Source organism: Streptomyces sp. NPDC001890 (assembly GCF_042891445.1).
GTDB lineage: Bacteria > Actinomycetota > Actinomycetes > Streptomycetales > Streptomycetaceae > Streptomyces.
Genome location: NZ_JBIATE010000014.1, coordinates 135,363 through 157,982, shown reverse-complemented (window position 1 = coordinate 157,982; position 22,620 = coordinate 135,363). Strand labels below are relative to the sequence as shown.

The following is a 22,620-nucleotide window of genomic DNA, read 5'->3' as shown; positions in this document are numbered from 1 at the left end:
AGCTGTCCGCTAGGTTCGACGACAAGTGGACAACTGTCCGCTTGGACTCACCTTAGCGGCAGATCCGGCCGGTGTGGCTGACCTGCGCCCACCGTCAACGGTTCATTCGTCCTCATCGCCCGCTCCCTCCCGTAATGTCCACCGGGATCGTCTCGTTCGACGCGCATCAGCAACGCGAAAGAAGGCTGATCATGACTTCATCGACGTCCAGTGCCATCACTCTGAACATCAATGGCGAGAAGTACACACTGCCCGTCGACCATCGCACCACCCTGCTCGACGCCCTGCGTGAGCACCTCGACCTGACCGGCTCCAAGAAGGGCTGCGACCAGGGCCAATGCGGTGCCTGCACGGTACTGCTCGATGGGCGCCGGGCGGTTTCCTGCCTTCAGCTCGCGGTCGCGGCCGAGGGGCGGGCGATCACCACCATCGAGGGCGTGGCCGATGGCGAGCGGCTCCATCCGGTGCAGCAGGCCTTTCTCGACCTCGACGGCTATCAGTGTGGCTATTGCACACCCGGTCAGATCTGTTCGGCCATCGCGGTGATCGAGGAACACGCGGCGGGCTGGCCGAGCGCGGCGACCGACGATGTCCGCCCGGAAGCAGGGGTTCCCGCGCTCAGCGCCGACGAGATCCGCGAGCGCATGAGCGGCAATCTGTGCCGCTGCGGCGCCTATGTGTCGATCGTTCAGGCAGTGGCGCAGGCAGCCGAGGTGCAGGGCAAGGAGGCAGTGGCGTGAGGGAATTCGGTTACGAACGAGCCTTTGACGTCTCCGGAGCGGTCGCTCTGATCGGGTCCGCCCCCGACGCCCGGTTCCTCGGCGGCGGCACCAATCTCGTGGATCTGATGAAGACCGGCGTGGAACGGCCCGCGCTCCTCGTCGACGTACGAGAACTCCCGCTCGACAGGATCGAGTTCGATGTCGCCGGAGGGCTGCGGATCGGGGCGACCGTCACCAACAGCGATCTCGCGGCCCACCCCGACGTACGGCGCCACTACCCTGCCCTGGCGCAGGCCGTGCTGGCAGGTGCCTCGGGGCAGCTGCGCAACATGGCCACGGTCGGCGGGAATCTGCTCCAGCGGACCCGTTGCGGCTACTTCACCGACATCAGCAGGCCGTGCAACAAGCGTTCTCCCGGGAGCGGTTGTCCCGCCGTCGACGGTGAGCACCACAACCACGCGATCCTCGGCGCGTCCGAGCACTGCATCGCCACCCATCCCTCGGACATGGCGGTCGCCCTCGCCGCCTTCGACGCCGTCATCTCGTACGAAACGGCCGACGGGCCGGGCGAGTTGCCGATCGACGCGTTCTATCCGCCAGTGGGCGACACGCCTCATGTCGAGACCGCCCTCCCGCCCGGCGCGCTGATCACCGGCATCACTCTGCCGCCCGCGCCGGTCGCCGCCCGCTCGCGGTACCGGAAGGTGCGCGAACGCGCCTCGTTCGCCTTCGCGATCGGCTCGGTGGCCGGCGCGCTCGATGTCCGGGACGGGGTCGTACGCGAAGTACGTCTCGCGCTCGGGGCCGTCGCTTCGAGGCCGTGGCGGGCCCGGTCCGCCGAGCGCGTGCTCATCGGCGGACCGGCGGGCGCGGAGGCGTTCGCCGCTGCAGCGGATGCCGAACTGGCGGCCGCCGAGGCCCTTCCCGAGAACGGATACAAGGTGACCCTGATGCGCAATCTCATCGTGGCCGTGCTGACCGAGCTCACCGAGGAGGTCTCCCGATGACCACGACGACCGGGGTCGCCGCCGGGACCGGCGCCATCGGCTCCGCCCGTACCCGGGTGGAGGGCCGTGACAAGGTGACCGGGGCGGCCCGCTACGCCGGGGAGGTCCCCTTCACCGAACTGGCCCACGGCTGGCTGGTGCTGTCGACCGTGGCCCGCGGCCGGATCCGCTCGGTGGAGGACGGCCCCGTCCTGGCCATGCCCGGCGTTCTGACCGTGCTGCACCACAAGAACGCGCCGCGCGTCGACATCGAGTACATGGGCATGCTGGGGCGGCCGAACCCGGTCATCGGGATCTTCCAGCACGACCGGGTGCCCTTCGCGGGCTGGCCGGTGGCGCTGGTGGTGGCCGAGACGTCCGAACAGGCCAGGGAGGCCGCCGAGGCCCTGGTGGTCGAGTACGACGTGGAACCGCACGATGTGTCGTTCCACGCCGGCCGCCCGGATGCCTACACGCCCGAGGCCACCCCGATGGTGCAGCCCCAGACGGAGAAGGGGGACGTCGAGGCCCGACTCGCCGCCTCCGCCGTCGTCGTGGACTCGGAGTACACCACTCCGGAGGAGCACCACAATCCGATGGAGCCGCACGCGGCCACGGCCCGCTGGGACGGCGGCCGGCTCGATGTCGTCGACTCCAACCAGGGCAGCAGCTGGGTGGCGAGCGAGCTGGCGCAGCTCTTCTCCCTCGACCCGGCGTCCGTACGGGTACGGTCGGAGCACGTCGGCGGCGCCTTCGGATCGAAGGGGCTGAGCCCGCATCAAGTGGCCGCCGTGATGGCCACGACCGTTCTGCACCGCCCGGTCCGCGTCGTGCTGACCCGCCGCCAGATGTTCTCCCTGATCGGCTACCGCAGCCCCACGGCGCAGCGGATCCGGCTCGGCGCCGACGCCGACGGCCGGCTGCGGGCGTTCGACCACCAGGCGCAGAGCCTCACGTCGACCGTGCACGAGTTCATCGAGTCGAGCGCCGTCCTGGGGCGTGTACTGTACGACGCCGATGCGCATCGCACCCTTCACCGGCTCGTGCGGCTCGACGTGCCGACCCCCACGTGGATGCGCGCGCCGGGCGAGGCGCCCGGGTCCTTCGCCCTCGAATCGGCTCTCGACGAGCTGGCCGAGAAGTGCGGTGTGGACCCGATCGCGCTCCGCGCGCGCAACGAACCCGAGACGGGTCCGGTGTCCGGGCTGCCGTTCAGCAGCCGCAATGTGCTCGCCTGTTTCGAGGAGGGCGCCCGCCGGTTCGGCTGGGCGGACCGTGATCCGCGTCCCGGTCTGCGTCGTGAGGGACGCTGGCTGGTGGGGACGGGAACGGCGGCGGCGACCTACCCCTCGGGGGTCGGGCCGTCCACCGCGGCCGTGACCGCCGAACCGGACGGCACCTTCACCGTACGGATCAACGCGGCGGATGTCGGGACCGGGGCACGGACCGCGATGGCCCTGGTCGCCGCGGACACACTGGGAGCCGATCCGCGATCCGTCCGGGTACGCATCGCGGACAGCGACCTCGGCCCGGCGATGATCGCCGGCGGCTCGATGGGGACGCGCTCCTGGGCGTGGGCGGTGACGATCGCCGCGGACGAACTGCGCGAACGCCTGGCGCTGGGCGGCGGCATTCCGCCGGAGGGAATCACAGCCCGGTCGAACACCGCCGAGGCCATCGGCGCGCTCAGCAAGAAGGAACGTCACTCCTTCGGTGCGCAGTTCGCGGAGGCAGCGGTGGATGTGGACACCGGTGAGGTGCGCGTACGACGGCTGCTCGGCATCTTCGCCGCGGGCACCATCGTCAATCCGCTCACCGCCCGCAGCCAGTTCATCGGCGGAATGACCTGGGGGCTTTCGATGGCTCTCCACGAGGAGGCGATCAGGGACCGGGCCTCGGGCGGCCATGTCGGCGCCGACCTCGCCGGCTACCACTTCGCCGCGCACGCCGACGTGCCGCTCATCGAGGCCGACTGGGTGGACGACCCGGTCCCGGACGATCCGATCGGCATCAAGGGCATCGGCGAGATCGGCATCGTGGGCGTCGCCGCCGCGATCGCCAACGCGGTGTGGCACGCGACCGGCGTACGCCACCGGGAGCTGCCGATCCGTCCGGACCGCTTCCTTCGTGCGGCGGACGGTGCACGGGGCGGCCGGGCGGAGGGGGGAGCCCGGGGTGCTTGACATCGCCGAGGGGCTGAGCCGGTGGTTCGAGGAGGGCCGGGACTTCGCCGTCGCCACGGTCGTGGCCGTCAGCGGCAGCGCGCCACGCGGTCCCGGCGCCGCCCTGGCCGTCGACGGTGCGGGCACCGTCATCGGTTCCGTCTCCGGCGGTTGTGTGGAAGGCGCCGTGTACGACTTGTGCGTCCGGGCGCTCCAGGACGGGCGCACGGTACGCGAACGTTTCGGGTACGACGACGAGGACGCCTTCGCGGTGGGGCTCACCTGCGGCGGCGTCATCGACATCCTGGTCACACCGGTGCGCGCCGACGCACCGGTGTTCCGGGCGGGGGTGTCGGCCGCGGACCGGGGCGAGGCCGCGGCACTCGTCCGGGTGGCCCGGGGCCCGGCGGAACTGCTCGGGCGGGCGCTGCTCGTCCGCCCGGACGGATCGTACGAGGGCGGCCTCGGCGGAGCGGCGGAACTGGACCGGACGGCGGCGGAGGAGGCCCGCGCGATGCTGGACACCGGCCGCACCGGCACCGTCGACGTCGCGGAGGACGGGTCGCGCTGTCCGGGCGGCGTGACGCTGTTCGTGGAGTCGAGGGTGCCGCCGCCCCGGATGATCGTGTTCGGCGCCGTGGACTTCGCGACGGCGCTGGTCCGGGTCGGCAAGTTCCTCGGCTACCACGTGACCGTGTGCGACGCCCGGCCGGTCTTCGCCACTCGGGTCCGCTTCCCCGAGGCCGACGAGCTGGTGGTCGACTGGCCGCACCGCTATCTCCGGCGCACCACGACCGACGCACGAACCGTCCTGTGCGTGCTCACCCATGACGCCAAGTTCGACGTCCCTCTCCTGGAGACGGCCTTGCGGCTGCCGGTCGCGTTCGTCGGCGCGATGGGCTCGCGCCGCACCCACGAGGACCGCGACCGCCGCCTGCGCGAAGCGGGCGTCACCAACGAGGAGCTGGCCCGTCTGCGCTCCCCGATCGGCCTCGACCTCGGCGCCCGTACCCCCGAGGAGACCGCGTTGTCCATCGCGGCGGAGATCGTCGCGGCGCGCCGTGGCGGGACGGGTGTTCCACTGACCGGATCGCGGACGCCGATCCACCATGACGCGGACGGGGGGAAGGCGGGCGACTCGGGCTCCCGGGCGGCCGCATGACCCGACGGGGCGGCTCGGCGACCGGGCCGGCCAGGTGGCGTGGCCGCAGCGCCCTTTCGGGCACGTCCGGGCTCCCTCCCCCAAGGGCTGGGCGCCCGCTCCGCGATCGCACGGTCGGCCCGTGTCCCCGCCCGCAGGCGGGGACACGGGCCGACCGCACCGTAGCCGTTTCAGCCCGGTACTTCACTCGGCGCGAGGAAGCCCACTCAGAACACGAACGGTCCGGGAGACTGGGCGGACGTCGCGTTGCAGGTCGCGGTGATGCCGAAGACCACGACCTTGAGGGACTTGGCCGCCAGGCTGTCCCCCGCGGCCACGGTCCCCTTGAGCGGGCCCGTCGACACCGGGCTTCCGGCCGGGATGGCGGGGTTGGAGTTGCCGGTGAACGTCACCGTTCCCGTGCCCTTGTTGGTGAGTGTGAGCGTTGACTTGACGGAGTTCGCTCCGACACTGATCGGTGCCGTGATGGCGGACGTCGAGAGGTTGATGGTCGCGGTGGTGCCGCTCTGGGTGGCGGTGAGAGTCGCGCTGCCCGAGCCGTAGACGCCACAGTCGAAGTTGATGGTCGCGGTGGTGGGGGTGACCGCTTCAGCCGTGGGTGCCAGCGCGAGCGTGCCGGCGGCGAGGGCGAAGCAGAAGCCGAGTCGCCGTATGCCATGCCTCATGGTGGTTGCCCTTCATGTGGGGGGACTACCGATGTGGGGGGAATGCCGGCGCGTTGAATCGACGTGCCGCGCCGGAATGCAGCAATTCCCTGACGAACCGTCAGGGGAGATCGCCTTCCCCATTGAGGCACGACGACCTTGAAGCAACAAGGCACATCACCATGATTCTTGACATGCTACGGCCAAATCAGGTCACCCTCGGGAAGCGCCCGGGGTTCGTCGGACTCGTCGGGGCCGTCCGTCCCCGGGCGTGGTTCCGCGCGGTCAGGAGGGCAGTCTCAAGTCGGTGCATCCATGGCGTTGCGCCGCACGCTCGGCAAAGGCGCGGAGCGCCGTGCGGAGGTAGCCGCGCGGCGGGGCCGCGTACTCGGTGTCGTCGACGGTGAAGAGTGCGCGCGGACCCGTGCCGCATTCGGCGCTCGCCCAGGCGCTGTGGCGATCGGCGCCCGCGTCGCCGCGGTAGCCACCGGGGTCGTCGTCGGAGGTCCGAAGGCGCTGCGCGTACGGTCCGAACGCGGCGCCGAACCAGTAGAGCTCCTCGTCCCGCGCCTTCGTCTCGCCGAGTGCGCAGGTCTCCAGCAGGGCGGCACCGGCCGCGGTGGTCTCACGGTGCCAGTCGACGGAGTCGTCGCCCGGGAGGGGTACCCCTGCGCAGGTGCCGGTTGCGTCACCGGGCTCCGGGCGATCGGCTTGCAGAGGGATGGGTGGCACGCCGGCCCCGTGCGGGGCGTTGCAGGACCACTGCTTGGCCGCGCGCTCGGCAGTGGCCGCGGCCAGCCGGGCGATCTGCCGGGTCTCCCGGGCGTTCTCATGCGACTCGTCGGCACTCACGCTCACCACGAGGGAGGCGGGCCGGTCGGTGCAGTTGAGCACGATGCCGGTGTCGCGGAAATCGGTGTGGCCCTGCCAGCCACCGCCGATGGCTACCGGCAGATGGTCCGAACTCCCGTCGCGCAGCATCGAGAGCGGCTCACCGGAGAGGTTGCGGTCACGGACGGCGTCGTACGGGATCAGGGCGACCAGCAGCCGGGTGTCCGCCACTCCGCACTCGCTCCAGCGGTCGTCACCGGCACCGCCCGTACGGTCCCCCGGCAGCCCGGGATCGATGGAGTACGCGGTCAGGGCGGCGGATTCGGCGACCGGAAGCAGGCCCTCGCAGTACGTGGCGAGCCGGTCCTCGTACCGCCACCGTTTACCGGTGTCGCTCACCCGGTACCAGCCGTAGCCGGTCGCGAGCAGCAGAGCCAGCGGCAGCGCGGCGTACAGCGCGATCCGGCGCATCGTCCTCATCGGGCGTCGTCCTCCCCCGTATCGATCACGCGCCCTGCCTACCATCCGTGGCCCCGGGCCCGACACCCGCCGTAACCGAATTGAGCCCCGCCTCGGAGGGAGCGGGAATCCCCGTCGTGTTCCGAGCGCGGCGATCTCCTCCGCGGTACGCGGGCGGTCAGCCATCGCCCCCGGGCCGCCGGGCGAGGAAGACGAACTCGCGTCCCGGCCGGTCAGGGGCGTCGCGGACGTCCTGCACCACGAAGCCCTGTGCGACCAGCTCCGTCTCGATCTCCCGCCGCTCGCGGAATCGCAACGTCGAATCCGATGTCAGTACCTGCCCGTCCGCGCCGAACACATAGGTCCAACGGAAGGTCACCAGCGGTCCGCGCACTTCGAGCAGTTGGACCCAGCTCTCGACCCCACCGACTCCCGGTATCCCGGTCACGCCGTACGAGGCCTCGCGATTCCACTCCTCCCAGGCTCGCCTGGCCGGATCCCGTGTCTCGAACACAAGGGTTCCGCCGGGCCGCAGTGCTTCGTACGCCCTCTGCAGGGTCGTCCGCCACTCCCGTGGTTCGACGATGGCCTGGGCGACGTTCGCCGTCATGGTCACGAGGTCGACCTGCAGGGGCGGAAGAGCTGTCGCATCACCGGAGATCCAGCGCACCCGTTCACTGCCCGGCTTGCCCCGGGCCACATCGATGGCCGCGGTGGCCGGATCGACACCCACGACCTCGATGCCGCGGTCGGCCAGCAGGAGGGCGAACACTCCTGTGCCGCAGCCGATGTCCAGGACCCGGCGCGCCCCGATCCGCTCGGCGAGGCGGACGTAGGCGTCCAGATCGCGCCGATCGGCTTCGAGCGCGTCGTAGATCGCGGCGAGCCGGGGATGGGTGAAGCACTCGTCAGCCATGCAGGAAAAGCTATGTCGGGCCGGCAGCGGACGGCTACGCGATTTACGGAGCAGACCACTGGGCCGGCCACACGATCTCCCCGTTCGCGGCCTCGATCGCTTCCGGCGTCAAGGATTCGTGGAACCTCAAGTGGCCGATCGAAACGACATCGTCCACCTGGCGCTGGGGGTCGTGCACGCGGGCGGCGAGCCAACGGAGCAGCTCGCCGACCCTCTCGAATTCGTCGGGGTGGATTTCCTGCCGGGAGGTCAGCGACCACCCCTTCCGCGTCAGGTCCGCACGGCCGACCAGCGCCGAGCCGAGCACACCGCCGACCCGCCAGGCGGCCCCACTGCCGGCCAGCAGTGGACGAGGTTCGTCCTCGACCACCGGTTCGCCCGCCTCGTCCTCCACCACGATCGGGAACTCGGTCACGATCGACAGGTTCTCCGGCTGCGGCCCGACTCCCAGGTGCCAGCGCAGTTCGGCCAGCTCCGGCTCGGAGAGCTCGTCGCGCAGATCGACCGATATCACCAGCTCATACATGTCGCTCACGCGACGCACTCTACGGAGACTCACCGACATGGCCGAACTGCGGGCGCGATCTGACGGCGAAACACACACGGACGCGGAACGGAAGCACCCGCTCCAGCCACCGAAACACCCAGTCGCCCAGTCGCCCAGTCGCCCAGTCGCCAAGTCACTGAGTCACCGAGTCACCGAGTCACAGAGGATCTCCGTCGCAGCCCGACGGGGATACCGGATGCCTCCCCACCGGATCACACCGTTCGCGCGAGCCGGAACCCCAGGTCGTCGATGCGGAAGGTCGGATGGCTCTTGCGGCGGCACGACGCCCGGCAGCTTCGGGGCCGGTCGAATCCGCCCCCGCCGCGGAATACGCGGTACGGGCCGTACACCTCGGGATCGTAGAGGTCCCAGCACCACTCCCACACGTTGCCGATCATGTCGTGGAGGCCCCAGGCGTTCGGCGTCCTGGTCGCGACGTCGTGCACCGCGCCGCCGGAGTTCCCGTCGTGCCAGGCGATCTCGTCCAGGTCCCCGTAGCGGACGCCGGAGGTTCCTGCTCTGCAGGCGTACTCCCACTCCGCCTCGGACGGGAGTCGATAGCCGTCGGCCCGCCAGTCGCAGGCCACGTCCAGCCCGTCGGGGTCGTCGCACGTCGAGTAGCAGGGCCGGAGCCCGGACTCCCGCGAGAGCAGGTTGCAGAACAGGACAGCCTCGTTCCACGAGATCTCGGTCACGGGTGTACGCGGACCGGCCGAACTCGCGGGCGCCTCGCCCCGAATCGTGTGGTACAGCTCGCGGGTCACGGGATACGGCGCCAGCCGGAAGGCACCGACCTCCACTTTCCAGTCCGTCCGAGTGCCTTCGTCGCGCAGAATGATCTCCCCGGCGGGAATGGCTCTCATGCCCTCGGCATGCGCCTGACGAAGTATCGATCCCACGCCCATCACAGCTCCTCATGTGCTCCGGCACATCAAGCCGGTGCGCCGGACCGGCAGACTCCCGGACGGTTGCCGTGTGCTGACGCCCCCTGATCAACTGACCATACAGAGGGGGAGGATACGGACGGTGCTGGGTCAAGTCCCTGACACCGGTACTGGGTCACGAGTCAGGATTCAGGAGTTTCGGGTGAGCAGGTCGGCGACCCTGGTGACCATCTGGGTCTCCTGGCCGTTGCGCGGGGTCGTCGGCTGGTGAGCGAGCACGAAGCGGCGCCGCTGGTCACGAGTGGAGAAGGCGGCATTCTTGTACCCGTACGTCTCCCCGGTCTTGCCCCAGAACGTGGTGCCGTTGACGGTGGCCTGCTGCAACCCTGAGCTGTAGCGGGCGGGAGACCCGTCGAGCATCCGCACATCGGCCGGCGGCAGGGTGAACATCAGGCGGAGCAGATCCGGAGGAAGCAGTTCGCCGGAGAACAGCGCGACGAGCAGGCGGTCGATGTCGCCCGTGGTGGAGATCATGTCGCCTTCGCCCCGGGCGGACGACTGGTCGTACGTCGTGATGTCCCGCAGGCCGCCGCCGGCCATCGTCAGGTAGCCGTGCACGTGGGGACCGTGGATGCGAGGGTCTTCGCCGGGCACGACGGTGTGCTCCAGGCCGAGCGGGCGGAGAATGCGGGCCCCGACCGCCTCCCGGTAGGGACGGCCGGTCACCGTGTCGATGATCAGTGCGGCCAGTGAGTAGTTGATGCCGCGATACTCCTGTCGAGTGCCCGGGGTGAACTTCAGTGGCCCGTGCGTCGCCGTCGCCACCCACTCCCGCGGCGTCCAGTGGTCGAAGCGGTGACGGAAGACCTCCTCCGCGGTCTCCGGCTCGGGGATGCCGACGTGGTCGGGCAGGCCGCTCGTGTGGTTGAGCAGATGGGCCACAGTGACGCCCGAGAAGCCTTCCGGCAGCCACCCCGGCAGGAGGCGCGCAACCGGCGCGTCCAGCTCGACCCGGCACTCCCCCACCAGTTGCAGCAGCACCGTGGCCACGAAGACCTTGGTGATGCTGCCGATCCGGAACTTGTCCCTTGCCCTCACCGGCCGCCGCGTCCCGACATCGGCCACACCCGAGGTGCCGTACCAGTGGCCGGCCGCGCCGCCGACCCGTAACTGGGCCGCGGTCGACGGCGGGTACTCCAGGTCGTCGATCGCCGCCCGCAGGGCGGTGGGGTCCAGTGGCGGGAGCGACTCGGCCGAGGCGTCGGCGCGGGGCGAGGGCAGCGCCGCGGTGGCGAGCAGCGCTGCCGTTCCCGACAGGGCAGCGCCCACAAGGGTCCTTCGAGTCAAGCCTGTTGAAGTCATGTCCAGCAGGCTGTCAGGCGGCCACGCCTCCTGGCATCAGGTACTTCCCGGAGCGGCCCCCGAGTGCTCCCTGAGCCCTCCCGCACCCTGGCCCGGCCCCGGTCCTCGAACCTCCCCCGGCGACCAGTTCCCCGAAGTCGGTCAGGGTGTGCTCGGCCGACGAGGCGGAACGTCTGGACCACGGCGGAGTGGGGCTTGTCCGCCACGGCTACCTGCCGGACCACCGCGAGGTCCGACAGCCCGGTTTCTTCGGCGACTTCTCGCAGGACGGCCTGGCGCGAAGGAGGATCACGTATGCGGCAACACGGATTCCGGGTCGGGTCGTGCACCGATCACGCGACAGCATCGATGTCGGCCCCGCACGGTTTCCGGGGTGCGGTTTCAGCACGTACGGTGCGCTCGGACCGAGCCGATATCGTCCCCGTATGACGCATGAGTTCGACATGGTTCAATCCCTCGCCGCGGGCACTGAGAGCCGCGGTGGCGCTTGGCAGTTCATCCGCGGGTTCGCCGCGAACTGGTCGGTTCCGCTCGGCGATGCCGACGGCTGGACCGAGGCCGACCTCGCGGCAGCGGAGGAAAGGCTGGGATTCCGGCTGCCTCGGGCGCTTCGTGATGGCTACCTGCTGTTCGGCCGCCGTCGGGATCTGACCAGAAATCATGACGTCCTGCTGAGTCCGTCCGAACTCCATGTGGACGATTCCGAGGAAGCCCTGGTCTTCCGGCACGAGAACCAGGGTGCCGCCTCGTGGGGAATTCTCCTGGAAGCGCTGGGCGAAGAAGATCCCGCCGTATTCATCCGGGCCGATCTGGCCGACAAAGCTGCCGAACGATGGGAGGGGTGGCTTGAGCGGCTCTCCCTGGCCTTCATCGACATCGTTCTCTCGGAGTTCTTGCAGGCGGACGACGAGTACGGTGATTTCCTGGACGACTTCGATGATCAGGGGATTGAAACGCTGGAGCGGCTCTGCACTCGACTGCCTTTCCCTGCCTATCCCGTCGGCGAGGCAGAACCCGGCATCCGCTGGTTCCTCGGGGATGACGTCCTGGTGCGTGACGACGGTGGAATGGTCGTCCTGGCGCGCGGACGTACGGAAGAGGGCATCAACGGAATTCGCGATCTGATCCCTGGTGACTGGCTGAACGACCCCCGCTGAGCAATCTACTGGAGGTCCGTACTCGCCTGGCGACGCCAGTCCCATCCGGGGTGACGGTCCATCAGTGCGAGGAACTCGTCCGCCTGCAGGATGTCGTAGTGATCGGTGTCGACAAGGCCGTCGACACCGGGCAGGACCTCGCGGAGGAATACCCGGGCCGCATCCATGGACTCGCACGACACGTAGACCGCGTACGGCTCCCCGATCCGGGCCATGACCTGCTCGATCTCCTCCGGCTCATAGTCCGCCAGGATCCCACCCGAGCGGTCGATGCAGTACGAGTACCCGTGCCGGTGCAGCCTCTCGTCACCCGTCACGGGATCCGGCACGAGCCCCAGGGAACGGATTCGCCCTTCGAACGACGGGCGTCGCTCCGCAGGGACGAGAATGATCACAGATGGCCAGGACACGCGTTCACCTCCCCCGGCGACCGTAGTCGAGCAGCCGCATCGGGTCGCCGGTTTTTCCGTTCGGCACAGTGGCTTCTGCGAAAATGGTCGAGTGGTCGTGGGTGAGCATCTTTTGCAGCAGCAGGACGCGCTGCGGTCCGCGGCGGACGCGGTCGGCGCCGATCTGCGGCTGGACGAACTGCTGTCAGTCGTCGGCCGGCCGGTACGGGTGGGGAGTTACGACCTTGGGGGAAATTGAGGTCGGGGCGTGTTGGCCTGGCGGTTTGGCTGGTGGGTGATCAGCAGGCCGTGGTGCGGACGGGCACCAGTTCGGTGCTCGCCCGGCGGCGGGTGGCTCGTCGGGCTGCGCGGTCGGATATCAGGCCGGCGATGGCGAGGTGGGTCTGCGCGTAGTCCTCTCGGCGTCGGGTGTAGCGCTGGAGTGGGTGCCACTGCTTGTACTCGGCGTTGGTGTGCTCCACCACGATCCGGGCCGATGACTGTCGGCGTCGTGTCTCACGCCAGGCATGCTTGTCGCCGTCGGGGGCGTCCTCGGCCGGTTTCTTCGGCGGGGCGCTGATCCGGGACGGGAACTCCTTGGCCAGGCCCTGGTAGCCGGAGTCGACCTCGGCGCGCACGTCGGGGTGGAGGCGGAACTGTTCGGCGATGCCTTCGGTACGCACGGCGGTCTGGTCGTGCATGCGGCCTGGGCGGACGACGCCGGAGAAAAGGGTGCGTCCCTGGTGGTCGCTGAACGTGGTGGTTTTGATCGTGTTCTGTTTCTTCTTGCCCGAGACGTACGCCTTGCGTCCGGGGCGGCCCGCGCGCGGGCGCCTGACCTGGACTTCCGTGCCGTCCAGCCTGATGTCGACGCCTTCGGCGTCCGCGTAGGCGAACAAGTCGTCCAGGGTGCGGATGCGCAGACCGGGGCGGTCGGGGACGGCGAATCCCCGCGCGGCGAGCAGGGGCCTGACCTCACGGATTGCGGCGGAGACAGTGGAACGGTCCACGTCGAACAGTTGGGCCAGGGCCGCGTGTGGCAACCCGAGCCGCAGGTGGACGAGGGTGACGGCGAGGCGGTCGGTGAAGACCAGCCGCTGTTTGCGTCCCGCACCGGCGGCCCGCTTGCGGGCCCCGCCTCGCATCTCGTGCAGGACGGACTCCCGTGCCGCCGCCCATCGCGGGGCGAGTTCTTCGAGCAACTCGCCGAAATGTGCGCGGGAGACCCCGGACGGGGCAGGATGGGTACAGACCGTACGGGCCCAGGTCAATCTCACAACTCACCTACTGAGGTTGAACTCGTGGTGTCGTATGGGCTGACGGCTGGTCGCCCGTGCGGTATCACCGGGGCATGCGGTATTCACAGGGTGGCGGGCTGACGCCCGAACGCCAGCAGTTCCGCGAGGAGTTACGGCTGAAGGCGGCTGAGAGGTTCGCCCAGGGCGAGGCGAGTTCGCCGATCGCCAAGGACCTGCGGGTCAGCGTCCGCTCGGTGCAGCGATGGCGGCAGATGTGGGACGAGGGCGGTCCGCGATCCCTGCGGTCGCAGGGGCCGGCGTCACTGCCGCGGCTGAGCCAGAAACAGTTCGCCCAACTGGAGGCGGAGCTGGCCAAGGGCCCGGCCGCGCACGGCTGGGAGGACCAGCGCTGGACCCTGAGCCGAGTGAAGACGGTGATCGGCCGGTGCTTCCACCTGACCTACACCATCCAGGGCGTGCGCAAGCTGCTGGTGCGCAATGGCTGGTCCTGCCAGGTCCCGGCCCGACGCGCCATCGAGCGAGACGACGAGGCCGTGGCCGGGTGGGTCAAGGATGTGTGGCCCTGCGTGGAAGACTCGCGGCGGTGAGTGGAGCCTGGCTCGTCTTCGAGGACGAAGCCGGATTCTCCATGACGCCGCCGCAGGCGAAGACCTGGTCGCAGCGCGGCCGGACCCCGGTGGTCAGGGTCCGCGGCCGTTCCCGCAGACGGATATCCATCGCCGCGCTGACCTGCTACAAACCCGGCCAACGGTCCAGGCTGATCTACCGGCCCCGCCGGGACGACGGCCGACGCGACGGACGCAAGAGCTTCTCCTGGCGCGACTACCGGGACCTGCTGATCGCAGCCCATCAGCAGCTCGGCGGCCCCATCGTGCTCATCTGGGACAACCTGAACGTGCACAAGGCCGCCGGACTGCGGGAATGGGCGGAAGCCCGGGACTGGCTGACCATCTACTACCTGCCGCCCTACGCACCCGACCTCAACCCCGTCGAAGGGATCTGGTCCCTTCTGCGACGCGGCTGGCTCTCCAACGTCGCCTTCAGCACCCCCGAACACCTCGTCCAGCGCATCCGACGCGGCCTGCGGCACATCCAGTACCGCAGCAACCTCATAGACGGCTGCCTCGCAGAGACCGGCCTGACCATCAGACCCGCCGGAGCAACGACGACATCACGAGTTCAACCTCAGGAACCTGTACGGCCCTTCTCATGCCACGGCCGAACCCGAGCCCGCATTTCCCCCAAGGTCTTTAGCCTGCACCATGTTCCGTCCATGGCTCGGACCGTCCCCGATGACGTCCGCAGCCTGGTTGCCCTGCCGCCAGAGGCCGTGCTCACACTACCGGTTCGCCGAGTTGAAGGGTGGCCGCGATTGCACGTCGGCCTTTCCTAACTGAAGGCCTATGAATATCCTCGGAGTTCAGCGGAGCTAGGAGGGGCGCGGCCTTGGATGGACTCGGACCGAGCGATCCCCGGAGCGTCGGCCCGTACAGGCTCCTCGGCAGACTCGGCAGTGGCGGAATGGGCCGTGTCTATCTCGGCAGGTCTCCCTCGGGCCGCAGGGTTGCAGTCAAGGTGGTCAGGGACGAGATTGCTGACGACCCCGGATTCCGTGCGCGCTTCCGGCGGGAGGCCGAGCTGGCGATGAGGGTCGGAGGTTTCTGGACAGCAGCTGTAGTGGAAGCGGACCCCGGCGCCCCCGAACCGTGGATCGCGAGCGAGTACATCCCCGGGCCCTCCCTGCAGCGCAGAATCGCCGACGACGGCCCATTCTCAGCGGCCGAGGTACGTGATCTCGGTGTCGGACTGGCGGAGGCACTGGCCTCGATCCACGCGCTGGGCCTGGTCCATCGCGACCTAAAACCCTCCAACGTTCTGCTGGCGGATACCGGCCCGCGCGTCATCGATTTCGGCATCTCCAAGGCCCTGGAAGGCTCCGGCGCAAGCACAGCCCTCACCCACACAGGCGTGGTCATCGGCACCCCCGGCTTTATGTCGCCCGAGCAAGCCACCGGCGCGAAGGTCGGCACGGCCAGCGACATCTTCTCCCTGGGGGCGGTCCTTGCGTACGCCGCCACCGGCACCGAGCCCTTCGGCGCCGGTACACCCGTCGCTCTGCTCTACCGGGTCGTCAGCGAAGAGCCGGACCTGTCAGCCGTTCCATACGAACTGCGCCACGCAATTGCGCTGTGCCTCGCGAAGGACCCGGCACGCAGACCTTCGCCAGGAGCGCTGGTCGCCCTGCTCACGGATGGTGAACACCCGACCGAGCCTGTTCCCACGCCGCTGCCCACGGTCGCGTATACGCGCAACGTTGACGCGGCTGGCGGGGCAGGACCGGAGACCTCCGCGAGGGCGGGCGTCGAGGAGGCTCACGCCGATACGCCGCTGGAGCTTGTCGACGGCGGTGGGGCCCGCTTCCGGGAGATACGGTTGCGGCGCTTGTTCGACGCCTTCATGTGGTTGGCGGTGCTCGGGACGATACCCCTGGGCGTGGCCATCACCCGGGGCATCGACGTGGTTGCCAACTGGGTCGTCGTCCTGGCCGTTTACCTCACCTTCGCAGTGCCCGTCACCGTCTACTTCTGGGCGGCCTGTCGCCCCTTCCGGGAGGCCTCCGAACTGAGCGTCGGCCGCAATGGAGTCGCCCTCCGGCGCGGCCATGACACTGCCGAACTACCCTGGCGCGAGTTTGAACGCGTCCTGGTCTCGGTCGGCTCGGCTCCGTACTCCGTCACTCTTTTCTGCCGCTTCCGCGCCCCGGGCGAAATTGACATAACCAGTCTTCCGGCCAAGAAGATCGCCACCCGTCCGCCCTTGGCGACCTTCACCCTCCTGGCTCTCAACCGGGCCGAGCGCAACGCCTCATGCTCGGAAATACACCAAGCACTCGGTACATTCGCCCCGCCTGGCGTCTACCAGCCGCATCCCAAGGTCCTCAAGCGGACTGCCCTTCAAACCTCCACTCGTTGAACTTGCTGAACGCGGCCAGGTGGGTGGGCGCCGCAGAGCTGAGGGAGTGCGCAACCGCAGTTCTGCTGCCTGAACCACAGGAATCCACAAGCTGCTGCCTGTCTGAGCGGGCACGGCGGCGGCTTGTCCGGTAGCCACGAGGCGGGACGCTAGCGGTGAGACCGGATTGGGAGGACGCCCCCGACGGCGACAAGCATGCCTGGCGTGAGACACGACGCCGACAGTCATCGGCCCGGATCGTGGTGGAGCACACCAACGCCGAGTACAAGCAGTGGCACCCACTCCAGCGCTACACCCGACGCCGAGAGGACTACGCGCAGACCCACCTCGCCATCGCCGGCCTGGTATCCGACCGCGCAGCCCGACGAGCCACCCGCCGCCGGGCGAGCACCGAACTGGTGCCCGTCCGCACCACGGCCTGCTGATCACCCACCAGCCAAACCGCCAGGCCAACACGCCCCGACCTCAATTTCCCCCAAGGTCGTAACTCCCTCGGCCTGATGGTCCGGCGCGATCTGGACGTAACCGTGATCTGTCCCCGGCTCGGGCCTCGGGCCCTTGAGGCCGTTGCCGGGATCGGGGCGCGGCTGGCCCGGCATCCGCGGGTGCGCCAGGTCCGGTTCCGCAACGACACCGGTGGATGGAACACCGACCCGGGCTATCCCGACGGCCTCCACCTCGGTGTGGACTGTCGCTCGGTGCAGAACCAGGAGAAGACCATGAGGGTTCCGGTCGGCCGGTCGTCCCGGGTGAAGTCGTGAAGGGAAGGGCCCGCCGCGTCCGAGCGAGTACCTCTCGTGCCGCGCGGCAGGCCCTCGATGCGGGATTCGGGCGGCCGGGTCGAACCCGCCCTGCGTGGCGTCAGGCCGTGTGCAGTGTCAGCCCGTACCGGTTCAGGATCTCGTTGATCGGCTGGTGCCAGGTCTCCCCGCCGCTGGTGCAGTTGCCCCAGCCGCCGGACGTGACTCCCTGGGCCTGGTCCCCGCTGATGAACGATCCGCCCGAATCTCCCGGCTCGGCACAGACGCTCGTTCTGGTCATCTGGTGAACCGCGCCCTGGCTGTAGTTGACCGTCTCGTTCGTGGCCAGCACGCTGCCACAGTGCCAGTGGCTCGTGGAGCCGGAGCGGCATATCGAGGCGCCGATGGGTGCCTCTGCGGAACCCCGTACCAACTGGTCCGAGACGGTGCCCCAGCCGAGTACGACGGGGACGGTCCACCAGCCGTTGCCGACGCCGACCCAGGCGTAGTCGTCACCGGGGAAGGACGACCCCTGGAAGTTGCCGATGGCCGACCGGTCCCATCCGCTGACCGCTGCACCCGCCTGTCCGCAATGGCCTGCCGTGACGAATCCACCGTGCACGGAGAAGCCGATGGAACACCGGACGTTGCCCGTGTAGTAGGGATCGCCGCCCACGGTTCCGGCAGCGAAGGTTCTGGGCCCTTCGGGAGTCTGCTTCACCAGTACGGGGCCGACCTCGCGGGCCCGTTCGACGAAGGTGCGGACATCGTTGTCATGCGCTGCCGAAGCAACCAGGTCGATGACGACCCGGTTTGCCTTCGGGTCCACGTGCCAGCCGCTGACACCTGCCGGAGCCGCCAGCCCGTCGATCCGGGCCTTGACCGCGTCGAGCTGCCGCGCGCTGTGGCGCACCAGCCGGACGGATGCTCCCAAGGCGCGTACGGCGGCCGACTTCCGGCCATCGGTCACCGCCACCGCGAGCCTGCCCGTGGCCGGATCGAACCAGGAACCGGAATAGGAGGAACCGGCGGCCCGTCGCACCTTGCCCTGCAGGGCGGTTGCGGTCTTCTCCGCGGCCAGCCGCGCTCCGGCCTGGCTTTCCGTCAGGCCGAGGTCCCTCCGCATGGCGGCGAGCAGTCCGGTGGACGCCGGCGCTTCACCGGTCGTGGAACGGGGTGTCGAGGGTGGCGAGTCCACGGTGGCGGCGGATGCCGGGCCGGAGGCAAGCCCCGCAGTCGCCCAGGCTCCGACCACCAGTGCGGCAGCCAGGCTCGTTCGCAGCGCTTTCATGCGTCTCAAGGCAGTGGCCCTTCTGTTGTTCCGGAATCGTGGGGAGGAACAGCAGGCGTCCGAGAGCTCAGATCTGAGAGCGCTCTCAGAGTGTGCCGCAACGGACTGTAACGCAGCACCACTATCAGGTCCATGCCAATGGATGAACGGATGAACGCCCCTGGATCGTTGGACGACAGGCTCTTGCCGTTGCGGACGCTCCTGGCCAACGGAGCCGGACCCGCCGCTCTCGATCCCGGCGCGGGCGCCTATGCTCGCGTCGGATGATCGAGCGTGCCCGACGCCTCGCGTCCACCGCATGCCTCGCGAACAGCAGCGCACTCTCCCGCAGGAGCCTCACCATGACCTCTTCCGCCGACGGATCCGCTGCCTGGCGCAGGTTGGGGACGGGGACCCCGCAAGTCCCGCATGCACCCCTCGACGAGGAGACGCGGCGCAAATCGGACCTTCCCGACACCTTGCTGCCCGCACCGGACGGCATGGATCACCCACTGGTCTTCGAGCCCGCTCTGAAGCACTTCGCCAACGCCTACCGGTCCGGGGAGCCGGTCTTCGGCGATGACCGGAAAGAGGTGGGGCGGGCCTGGCACCGGGCGCGGCGTACCGTACTGGACACGGTGCTCGCGTCCATCGCGGACGGCCCGTGGGGTGACCATCTGGTGCTGCGTGGCAGCGTGTTGATGGCAACGTGGTTCGGGGAAGCCGCCCGTGATCCGGGAGATCTGGACTTCCTCTTCGTGCCCCGGAACTGGGGCATGGACGACCCGCGTGTCACGGGTCTCTTCGACGCGATCGCCCGGGACGCGGCAGCTGCGGCCGCCGCCCATGGCTCGGTACGGATCGACGCGGCGGGCCTGGTGACCGAGGACATCTGGACGTACGACCGGGTTCCGGGCCGGCGCATGCTGCTGCCGTGGACGGCGGACGGAGTGCCCGGCGGGACCGTACAGCTCGACGTGGTGTTCAACGAGGCCCTGCCCTCTCCCGCCGTGCTCACCGAGCTCCAGCCACTGGGGGACGGGCCGGGTTGCCGGATGCAGGCGGTGTCGCCCGAGCTGTCACTCGCCTGGAAGTTGCTGTGGCTGATCACCGACGCGTATCCGCAGGGCAAGGATCTGTACGACGCCGTGCTGCTCGCGGAACGCACCCTGCCCAGTTACGAACTGGTACGGGAAGCCTTCGTTCTCGGCGGGACCGAGGGACTGCGGCCCGTCGGCGCCTGGTGGCTCCACGAGTTGGGGGTGACCGATTGGGAGTACTTCACCGCCGAACACCCGTGGGTCACGGAGAGCGCGATGAGCTACTGCGAACGCCTCACGCGGGCGCTGGCGCCGCTGCTGGAGGCGGCGGAGCGACCGGACGGAGCGGACTCGGACGTATCGGACCGGTACCGGCAGTGGGCCCGGTGGCTGCAACCGCTGGTGGAGTCCACGCGCGCCACAGCCGCCGACGACCCTGCCTCCGTACTCGGGTTTCTGGACGAGGGCGGGTGGGACGGGCTGAAGGCGGCTGTCGTGGTCGTCCGTGAGATCGCCGGGCCTCGGCGTCTCGGTCCGGCGGAGGCACTCGCCAGTGTCCTGGCCCACGAGCGTAGTTGGCAGTACTGGCGGAACCATCCCGAGGCCTGCGACCGAGCCCTCGACGAACTGAACTGATCCGTTCCCGGGCCCGGCTCCGTCCACACCGACCAGCTCCCCGGGCCGGACCCGGCCTTGTACGTGTCGACTCCGCCGGACCCGGCCTCGTCAGCCGGCCCGGCCGATCGCGCTGCGCAGCATGGCGACCGTCGTCGCGGCGGCCGCGCGTTCCGCCTCGTCCTCCGTCGCGCGCACTCGCTCCTCCAGGAGCACCACGGCCGCCTGGAGGACGCCCACGCGTACCGGAACGCTCTGCATCGCCGTCAGCACGGCCGCTGCCTGTTCGGCCGGGGTGGCCGTGGCGGCCTGCGGAATGAGGGTGGTGATTCCGCGCCCGAGCGCGCGGTCGCGAGGCGGCTGAGCCGCGGCTGTGGTCACCCGAGAAGTGTGCCGCACCGGGCCCGGCGAATCGGTCAGCGACCTGCCCTGGACGCTTCGGGCACGTCGTGGACATGGGCGTGGACACGCCTCAACAGCGCTGCCAGTTGGGCTTGTTCGCGTGCGGTCAGGGGGGCGAGCAGTGTCTTCTGCACGCTCAGCGCATCGTCCTGGAGCTCTGCGAGCACCGCGCGGCCGGCCGGGGTGGGTGTGACGGTCACCCGGCGGCGGTCCCCGGCGTCCCGGGCCCGGTCGACGAGACCGGCCAGCGCGAGATCGTCCACGATCTTGACGATGTCGCTGCGGTCGATCCCGAGCCGCGATGCCAGTTCCCGTTGCGCATGGGGGCCGAAGTCGATGAGCGCCGACAGCACGGCCAGGTGCCAGAGCCGCATGTCGCGCTCGGCCAGTCGCGCCGCCAGCCGGCTCCGCGCCGCTTTGCCGGTCTTGGACAACAGGTATGTGGTGAGTCCCAGGAGGCTGGGCGGGGTCGCGCTCATCGACAGCCATCTTAGGCAAGCTCGGGCAAGCGCCCGTCATGGGTATTCACCCACTCGTCGGCGCACGCCCCGGCTGCCGGCACCGGCACCTGTTGGTGAGCGGGGCCGACGCAGGCGCCGGCCGACGCCACGGCCCGGTCGCTCCCCTCCCGGTCGGGGCCGCACCGCCGACGCGTCCGGTCCCGCGGCGGCTAGCCCCGGGCCCAGTTGCGCATGGCGGTCCGTGAGGAGAAGTCGGCGACGTCCTTGTCGAGCGGGTGGTCGGTGTACTGATGGATACGCCAGGAGGCTTTGATCCTGGGCTTCCCGGCGGTCACGTAGTCGGCGATCCAGAGACCGTCGCCCGCGTACGAAGTGGTGTCGTGGTTCAGCCAGAAGTAGCGGTTGCAGTACAGCAGGACCTTGTGGTGCGGCCGCAGGCGCTTGACCTCACGGATGAATCGGTCCTTCTCCGCGTTGCCGGCCCGGGTGCCCTCGCCGTTCTCCTCCCAGTCCACGGCGAGCAGATCGCCCGCCTTCTCCGGGGCCTTGCTCACGAAGTACTCGGCCTGGGCCGTGATGTTCCCCGGCCAGAGGAAGTGGTAGAAGCCGACCACGCACTCCGCGTCCCTCGCGCGTTTCACCTGCGCCGACAGATGCGGATTGATGTACGAACGGCCCTCGGTGGCCTTGATGAAGACGAAGTCCAGTCCGTCCGTGTCGAAGGACGACTGATGGGAGCTGACGTCGACGCCATGGAGCATGGGCACCGCCTTCACGTGGGATGAGCGCTTCGGTCGTCTTCCTGCTAGGTGCCCGCAGCCGGTAGTTCCCATCCTTCGGATGAACGGGCGAATCGTTTTGCCATTGCCAGGAATACGACCCGGAACCGGGTAGTTGATGAACCCGCGAGACCACATCACGTACCGCAGTCGCCGTCGGAAGGTCGGATCCATGAAGATCGGCATCATCGGAGCGGGCAACATCGGCGGAAACCTCGCCCGGCGCCTCACCGCACTCGGCCACGAGGTGTCCATCGCCAATTCGCGTGGCCCGCAGACGCTCGCCGCGCTCGCCGACGAGACCGGAGCCACGGCGGTCAACGCCTCTCAGGCGGCCCGAGGAGCCCAGGTCGTTGTCGTCACCGTTCCGCTCAAGGCCGTCCCCGACCTGCCCACCGGGTTGATCGACGGTGCCGCGGACGGGGTCGCGGTCATCGACACGGGCAACTACTACCCGCAGCAGCGCGACGGCCGCATCGCCGCGATCGAGGACGGCAAGCCCGAGAGCCGGTGGACCGAGGAGCAGATCGGCCACCCGGTGATCAAGGCGTTCAACGGGACGTACGCCCAGGACATCCTCTCCAACGGGCTCCCCGCGGGAAGCCCCGGCCGTCAGGCGCTTCCGGTGGCCGGTGACGACGCGGCGGCCAAGCAGGTCGTGCGCGATCTCATCGACGAGCTGGGTTTCGACACCGTGGACGCGGGGGGCCTCGACGAGTCCTGGCGTCAGCAGCCCGGTACGCCTGTTTACGGTCATCAGGGCGACGTGGCGGCCATTCGCAAGGCACTCGCCGAGGCGTCCCTCGAGCGCACCGCCGAGTGGCGCGCCTGACGTTCACCGAGCGCCGGGGAACGTCGGG

The 22,620-nt window shown here is 69.5% G+C and carries 24 protein-coding genes and 1 pseudogene; 13 read left to right on the top strand and 12 right to left on the bottom strand.

Features of this window, described 5'->3' with window-relative positions:
- Positions 1-191: 191 nt before the first annotated feature.
- The 4 genes from ACFYY1_RS28380 to ACFYY1_RS28365 are packed head-to-tail and all read left to right on the top strand — an operon-like array spanning position 192 to position 5,032.
- A complete protein-coding gene (locus ACFYY1_RS28380) occupies positions 192-740 on the top strand; it encodes a (2Fe-2S)-binding protein (protein WP_388590751.1) in 549 nt (182 codons plus the stop codon).
- Complete coding sequence (locus ACFYY1_RS28375) at positions 737-1,729, top strand: FAD binding domain-containing protein (protein ID WP_388590644.1); 993 nt, start codon at positions 737-739, stop codon at positions 1,727-1,729. Before ACFYY1_RS28380 ends, ACFYY1_RS28375 begins: the two co-directional genes overlap by 4 nt.
- The gene (locus tag ACFYY1_RS28370; RefSeq protein ID WP_388590642.1) at positions 1,726-3,891 is read left to right on the top strand and encodes a xanthine dehydrogenase family protein molybdopterin-binding subunit; all 2,166 of its coding nucleotides are present in this window, start codon (positions 1,726-1,728) and stop codon (positions 3,889-3,891) included. Before ACFYY1_RS28375 ends, ACFYY1_RS28370 begins: the two co-directional genes overlap by 4 nt.
- Positions 3,884-5,032 (top strand): XdhC family protein, encoded by a 1,149-nt coding sequence (locus ACFYY1_RS28365; RefSeq protein WP_388590640.1) that lies wholly within the window; start codon positions 3,884-3,886, stop codon positions 5,030-5,032. Before ACFYY1_RS28370 ends, ACFYY1_RS28365 begins: the two co-directional genes overlap by 8 nt.
- A 206-nt stretch (positions 5,033-5,238) precedes the next feature.
- Here the strand turns inward: ACFYY1_RS28365 and ACFYY1_RS28360 are convergent, their stop codons facing one another.
- The 6 genes from ACFYY1_RS28360 to ACFYY1_RS28335 form a co-directional block, all read right to left on the bottom strand.
- Positions 5,239-5,697 carry a hypothetical protein gene (locus ACFYY1_RS28360; protein ID WP_388590639.1) on the bottom strand — a complete coding sequence of 153 codons (459 nt, stop codon included), beginning with the start codon at positions 5,695-5,697 and terminating at the stop codon, positions 5,239-5,241.
- 264 nt (positions 5,698-5,961) lie between these two features.
- The gene (locus ACFYY1_RS28355; protein ID WP_388590638.1) at positions 5,962-6,987 is read right to left on the bottom strand and encodes a hypothetical protein; all 1,026 of its coding nucleotides are present in this window, start codon (positions 6,985-6,987) and stop codon (positions 5,962-5,964) included.
- A 157-nt stretch (positions 6,988-7,144) separates the two neighbouring features.
- Positions 7,145-7,882 (bottom strand): class I SAM-dependent methyltransferase, encoded by a 738-nt coding sequence (locus tag ACFYY1_RS28350; protein WP_388590636.1) that lies wholly within the window; start codon positions 7,880-7,882, stop codon positions 7,145-7,147.
- A gap of 43 nt (positions 7,883-7,925) precedes the next feature.
- On the bottom strand, positions 7,926-8,408 hold the full coding sequence (locus ACFYY1_RS28345; protein WP_388590749.1) for a hypothetical protein: 483 nt from the start codon (positions 8,406-8,408) through the stop codon (positions 7,926-7,928).
- A 233-nt stretch (positions 8,409-8,641) separates the two neighbouring features.
- Entirely contained in the window at positions 8,642-9,292 is a 651-nt protein-coding gene (locus ACFYY1_RS28340) for a formylglycine-generating enzyme family protein (protein WP_388590634.1), read from the bottom strand.
- 210 nt (positions 9,293-9,502) lie between these two features.
- A complete protein-coding gene (locus tag ACFYY1_RS28335; protein WP_388590633.1) occupies positions 9,503-10,675 on the bottom strand; it encodes a serine hydrolase domain-containing protein in 1,173 nt (390 codons plus the stop codon).
- Positions 10,676-11,100: 425 nt separating this feature from the next.
- Between ACFYY1_RS28335 and ACFYY1_RS28330 the strand changes: the two genes are divergently transcribed.
- Positions 11,101-11,832 (top strand): SMI1/KNR4 family protein, encoded by a 732-nt coding sequence (locus tag ACFYY1_RS28330; RefSeq protein ID WP_388590631.1) that lies wholly within the window; start codon positions 11,101-11,103, stop codon positions 11,830-11,832.
- Between the two features lie 5 nt (positions 11,833-11,837).
- Here ACFYY1_RS28330 and ACFYY1_RS28325 read toward each other — a convergent pair whose 3' ends face one another.
- Positions 11,838-12,161 (bottom strand): hypothetical protein, encoded by a 324-nt coding sequence (locus ACFYY1_RS28325; protein ID WP_388590630.1) that lies wholly within the window; start codon positions 12,159-12,161, stop codon positions 11,838-11,840.
- A gap of 178 nt (positions 12,162-12,339) precedes the next feature.
- On the opposite strand from ACFYY1_RS28325, the gene ACFYY1_RS28320 reads away from it, so the two are divergent.
- Positions 12,340-12,480: a hypothetical protein gene (locus ACFYY1_RS28320; protein ID WP_388590628.1), complete on the top strand. Its 141-nt coding sequence runs from the start codon at positions 12,340-12,342 to the stop codon at positions 12,478-12,480.
- A gap of 40 nt (positions 12,481-12,520) precedes the next feature.
- Here the strand turns inward: ACFYY1_RS28320 and ACFYY1_RS28315 are convergent, their stop codons facing one another.
- Positions 12,521-13,498, bottom strand: coding sequence for a transposase family protein (locus ACFYY1_RS28315; RefSeq protein ID WP_388590627.1), 978 nt, complete (start codon positions 13,496-13,498; stop codon positions 12,521-12,523).
- A gap of 74 nt (positions 13,499-13,572) precedes the next feature.
- Here ACFYY1_RS28315 and ACFYY1_RS28310 point away from each other — a divergent pair, with 74 nt between their 5' ends.
- The 5 genes and pseudogenes from ACFYY1_RS28310 to ACFYY1_RS28290 all read left to right on the top strand — a co-directional run bounded on the left by ACFYY1_RS28310 (position 13,573) and on the right by ACFYY1_RS28290 (position 17,214).
- Entirely contained in the window at positions 13,573-14,067 is a 495-nt protein-coding gene (locus tag ACFYY1_RS28310; protein WP_388590626.1) for a transposase, read from the top strand.
- 41 nt (positions 14,068-14,108) lie between these two features.
- Positions 14,109-14,636, top strand: a pseudogene (locus tag ACFYY1_RS28305) (transposase); the annotation flags it as partial.
- A gap of 290 nt (positions 14,637-14,926) precedes the next feature.
- Positions 14,927-16,453 carry a serine/threonine-protein kinase gene (locus ACFYY1_RS28300; protein ID WP_388590625.1) on the top strand — a complete coding sequence of 509 codons (1,527 nt, stop codon included), beginning with the start codon at positions 14,927-14,929 and terminating at the stop codon, positions 16,451-16,453.
- 155 nt (positions 16,454-16,608) lie between these two features.
- On the top strand, positions 16,609-16,878 hold the full coding sequence (locus ACFYY1_RS28295; RefSeq protein WP_388590624.1) for a hypothetical protein: 270 nt from the start codon (positions 16,609-16,611) through the stop codon (positions 16,876-16,878).
- A 75-nt stretch (positions 16,879-16,953) separates the two neighbouring features.
- Complete coding sequence (locus ACFYY1_RS28290; protein ID WP_388590623.1) at positions 16,954-17,214, top strand: hypothetical protein; 261 nt, start codon at positions 16,954-16,956, stop codon at positions 17,212-17,214.
- Between the two features lie 100 nt (positions 17,215-17,314).
- Here ACFYY1_RS28290 and ACFYY1_RS28285 read toward each other — a convergent pair whose 3' ends face one another.
- On the bottom strand, positions 17,315-18,484 hold the full coding sequence (locus ACFYY1_RS28285) for a S1 family peptidase (protein ID WP_388590621.1): 1,170 nt from the start codon (positions 18,482-18,484) through the stop codon (positions 17,315-17,317).
- Between the two features lie 341 nt (positions 18,485-18,825).
- Between ACFYY1_RS28285 and ACFYY1_RS28280 the strand changes: the two genes are divergently transcribed.
- On the top strand, positions 18,826-20,139 hold the full coding sequence (locus tag ACFYY1_RS28280) for a nucleotidyl transferase AbiEii/AbiGii toxin family protein (RefSeq protein WP_388590619.1): 1,314 nt from the start codon (positions 18,826-18,828) through the stop codon (positions 20,137-20,139).
- Positions 20,140-20,229: 90 nt separating this feature from the next.
- On the opposite strand, the gene ACFYY1_RS28275 is transcribed toward ACFYY1_RS28280, so the two are convergent.
- From ACFYY1_RS28275 to ACFYY1_RS28265, 3 genes are all read right to left on the bottom strand, one after another.
- Positions 20,230-20,499: a hypothetical protein gene (locus ACFYY1_RS28275; RefSeq protein ID WP_388590617.1), complete on the bottom strand. Its 270-nt coding sequence runs from the start codon at positions 20,497-20,499 to the stop codon at positions 20,230-20,232.
- Positions 20,500-20,534: 35 nt separating this feature from the next.
- On the bottom strand, positions 20,535-20,999 hold the full coding sequence (locus ACFYY1_RS28270) for a MarR family winged helix-turn-helix transcriptional regulator (RefSeq protein WP_388590615.1): 465 nt from the start codon (positions 20,997-20,999) through the stop codon (positions 20,535-20,537).
- A 191-nt stretch (positions 21,000-21,190) separates the two neighbouring features.
- Positions 21,191-21,742 (bottom strand): glycoside hydrolase family 25 protein, encoded by a 552-nt coding sequence (locus ACFYY1_RS28265; RefSeq protein WP_358943208.1) that lies wholly within the window; start codon positions 21,740-21,742, stop codon positions 21,191-21,193.
- 136 nt (positions 21,743-21,878) lie between these two features.
- Between ACFYY1_RS28265 and ACFYY1_RS28260 the strand changes: the two genes are divergently transcribed.
- Positions 21,879-22,592: an NADPH-dependent F420 reductase gene (locus ACFYY1_RS28260; RefSeq protein WP_388590614.1), complete on the top strand. Its 714-nt coding sequence runs from the start codon at positions 21,879-21,881 to the stop codon at positions 22,590-22,592.
- Positions 22,593-22,620: the final 28 nt, after the last annotated feature.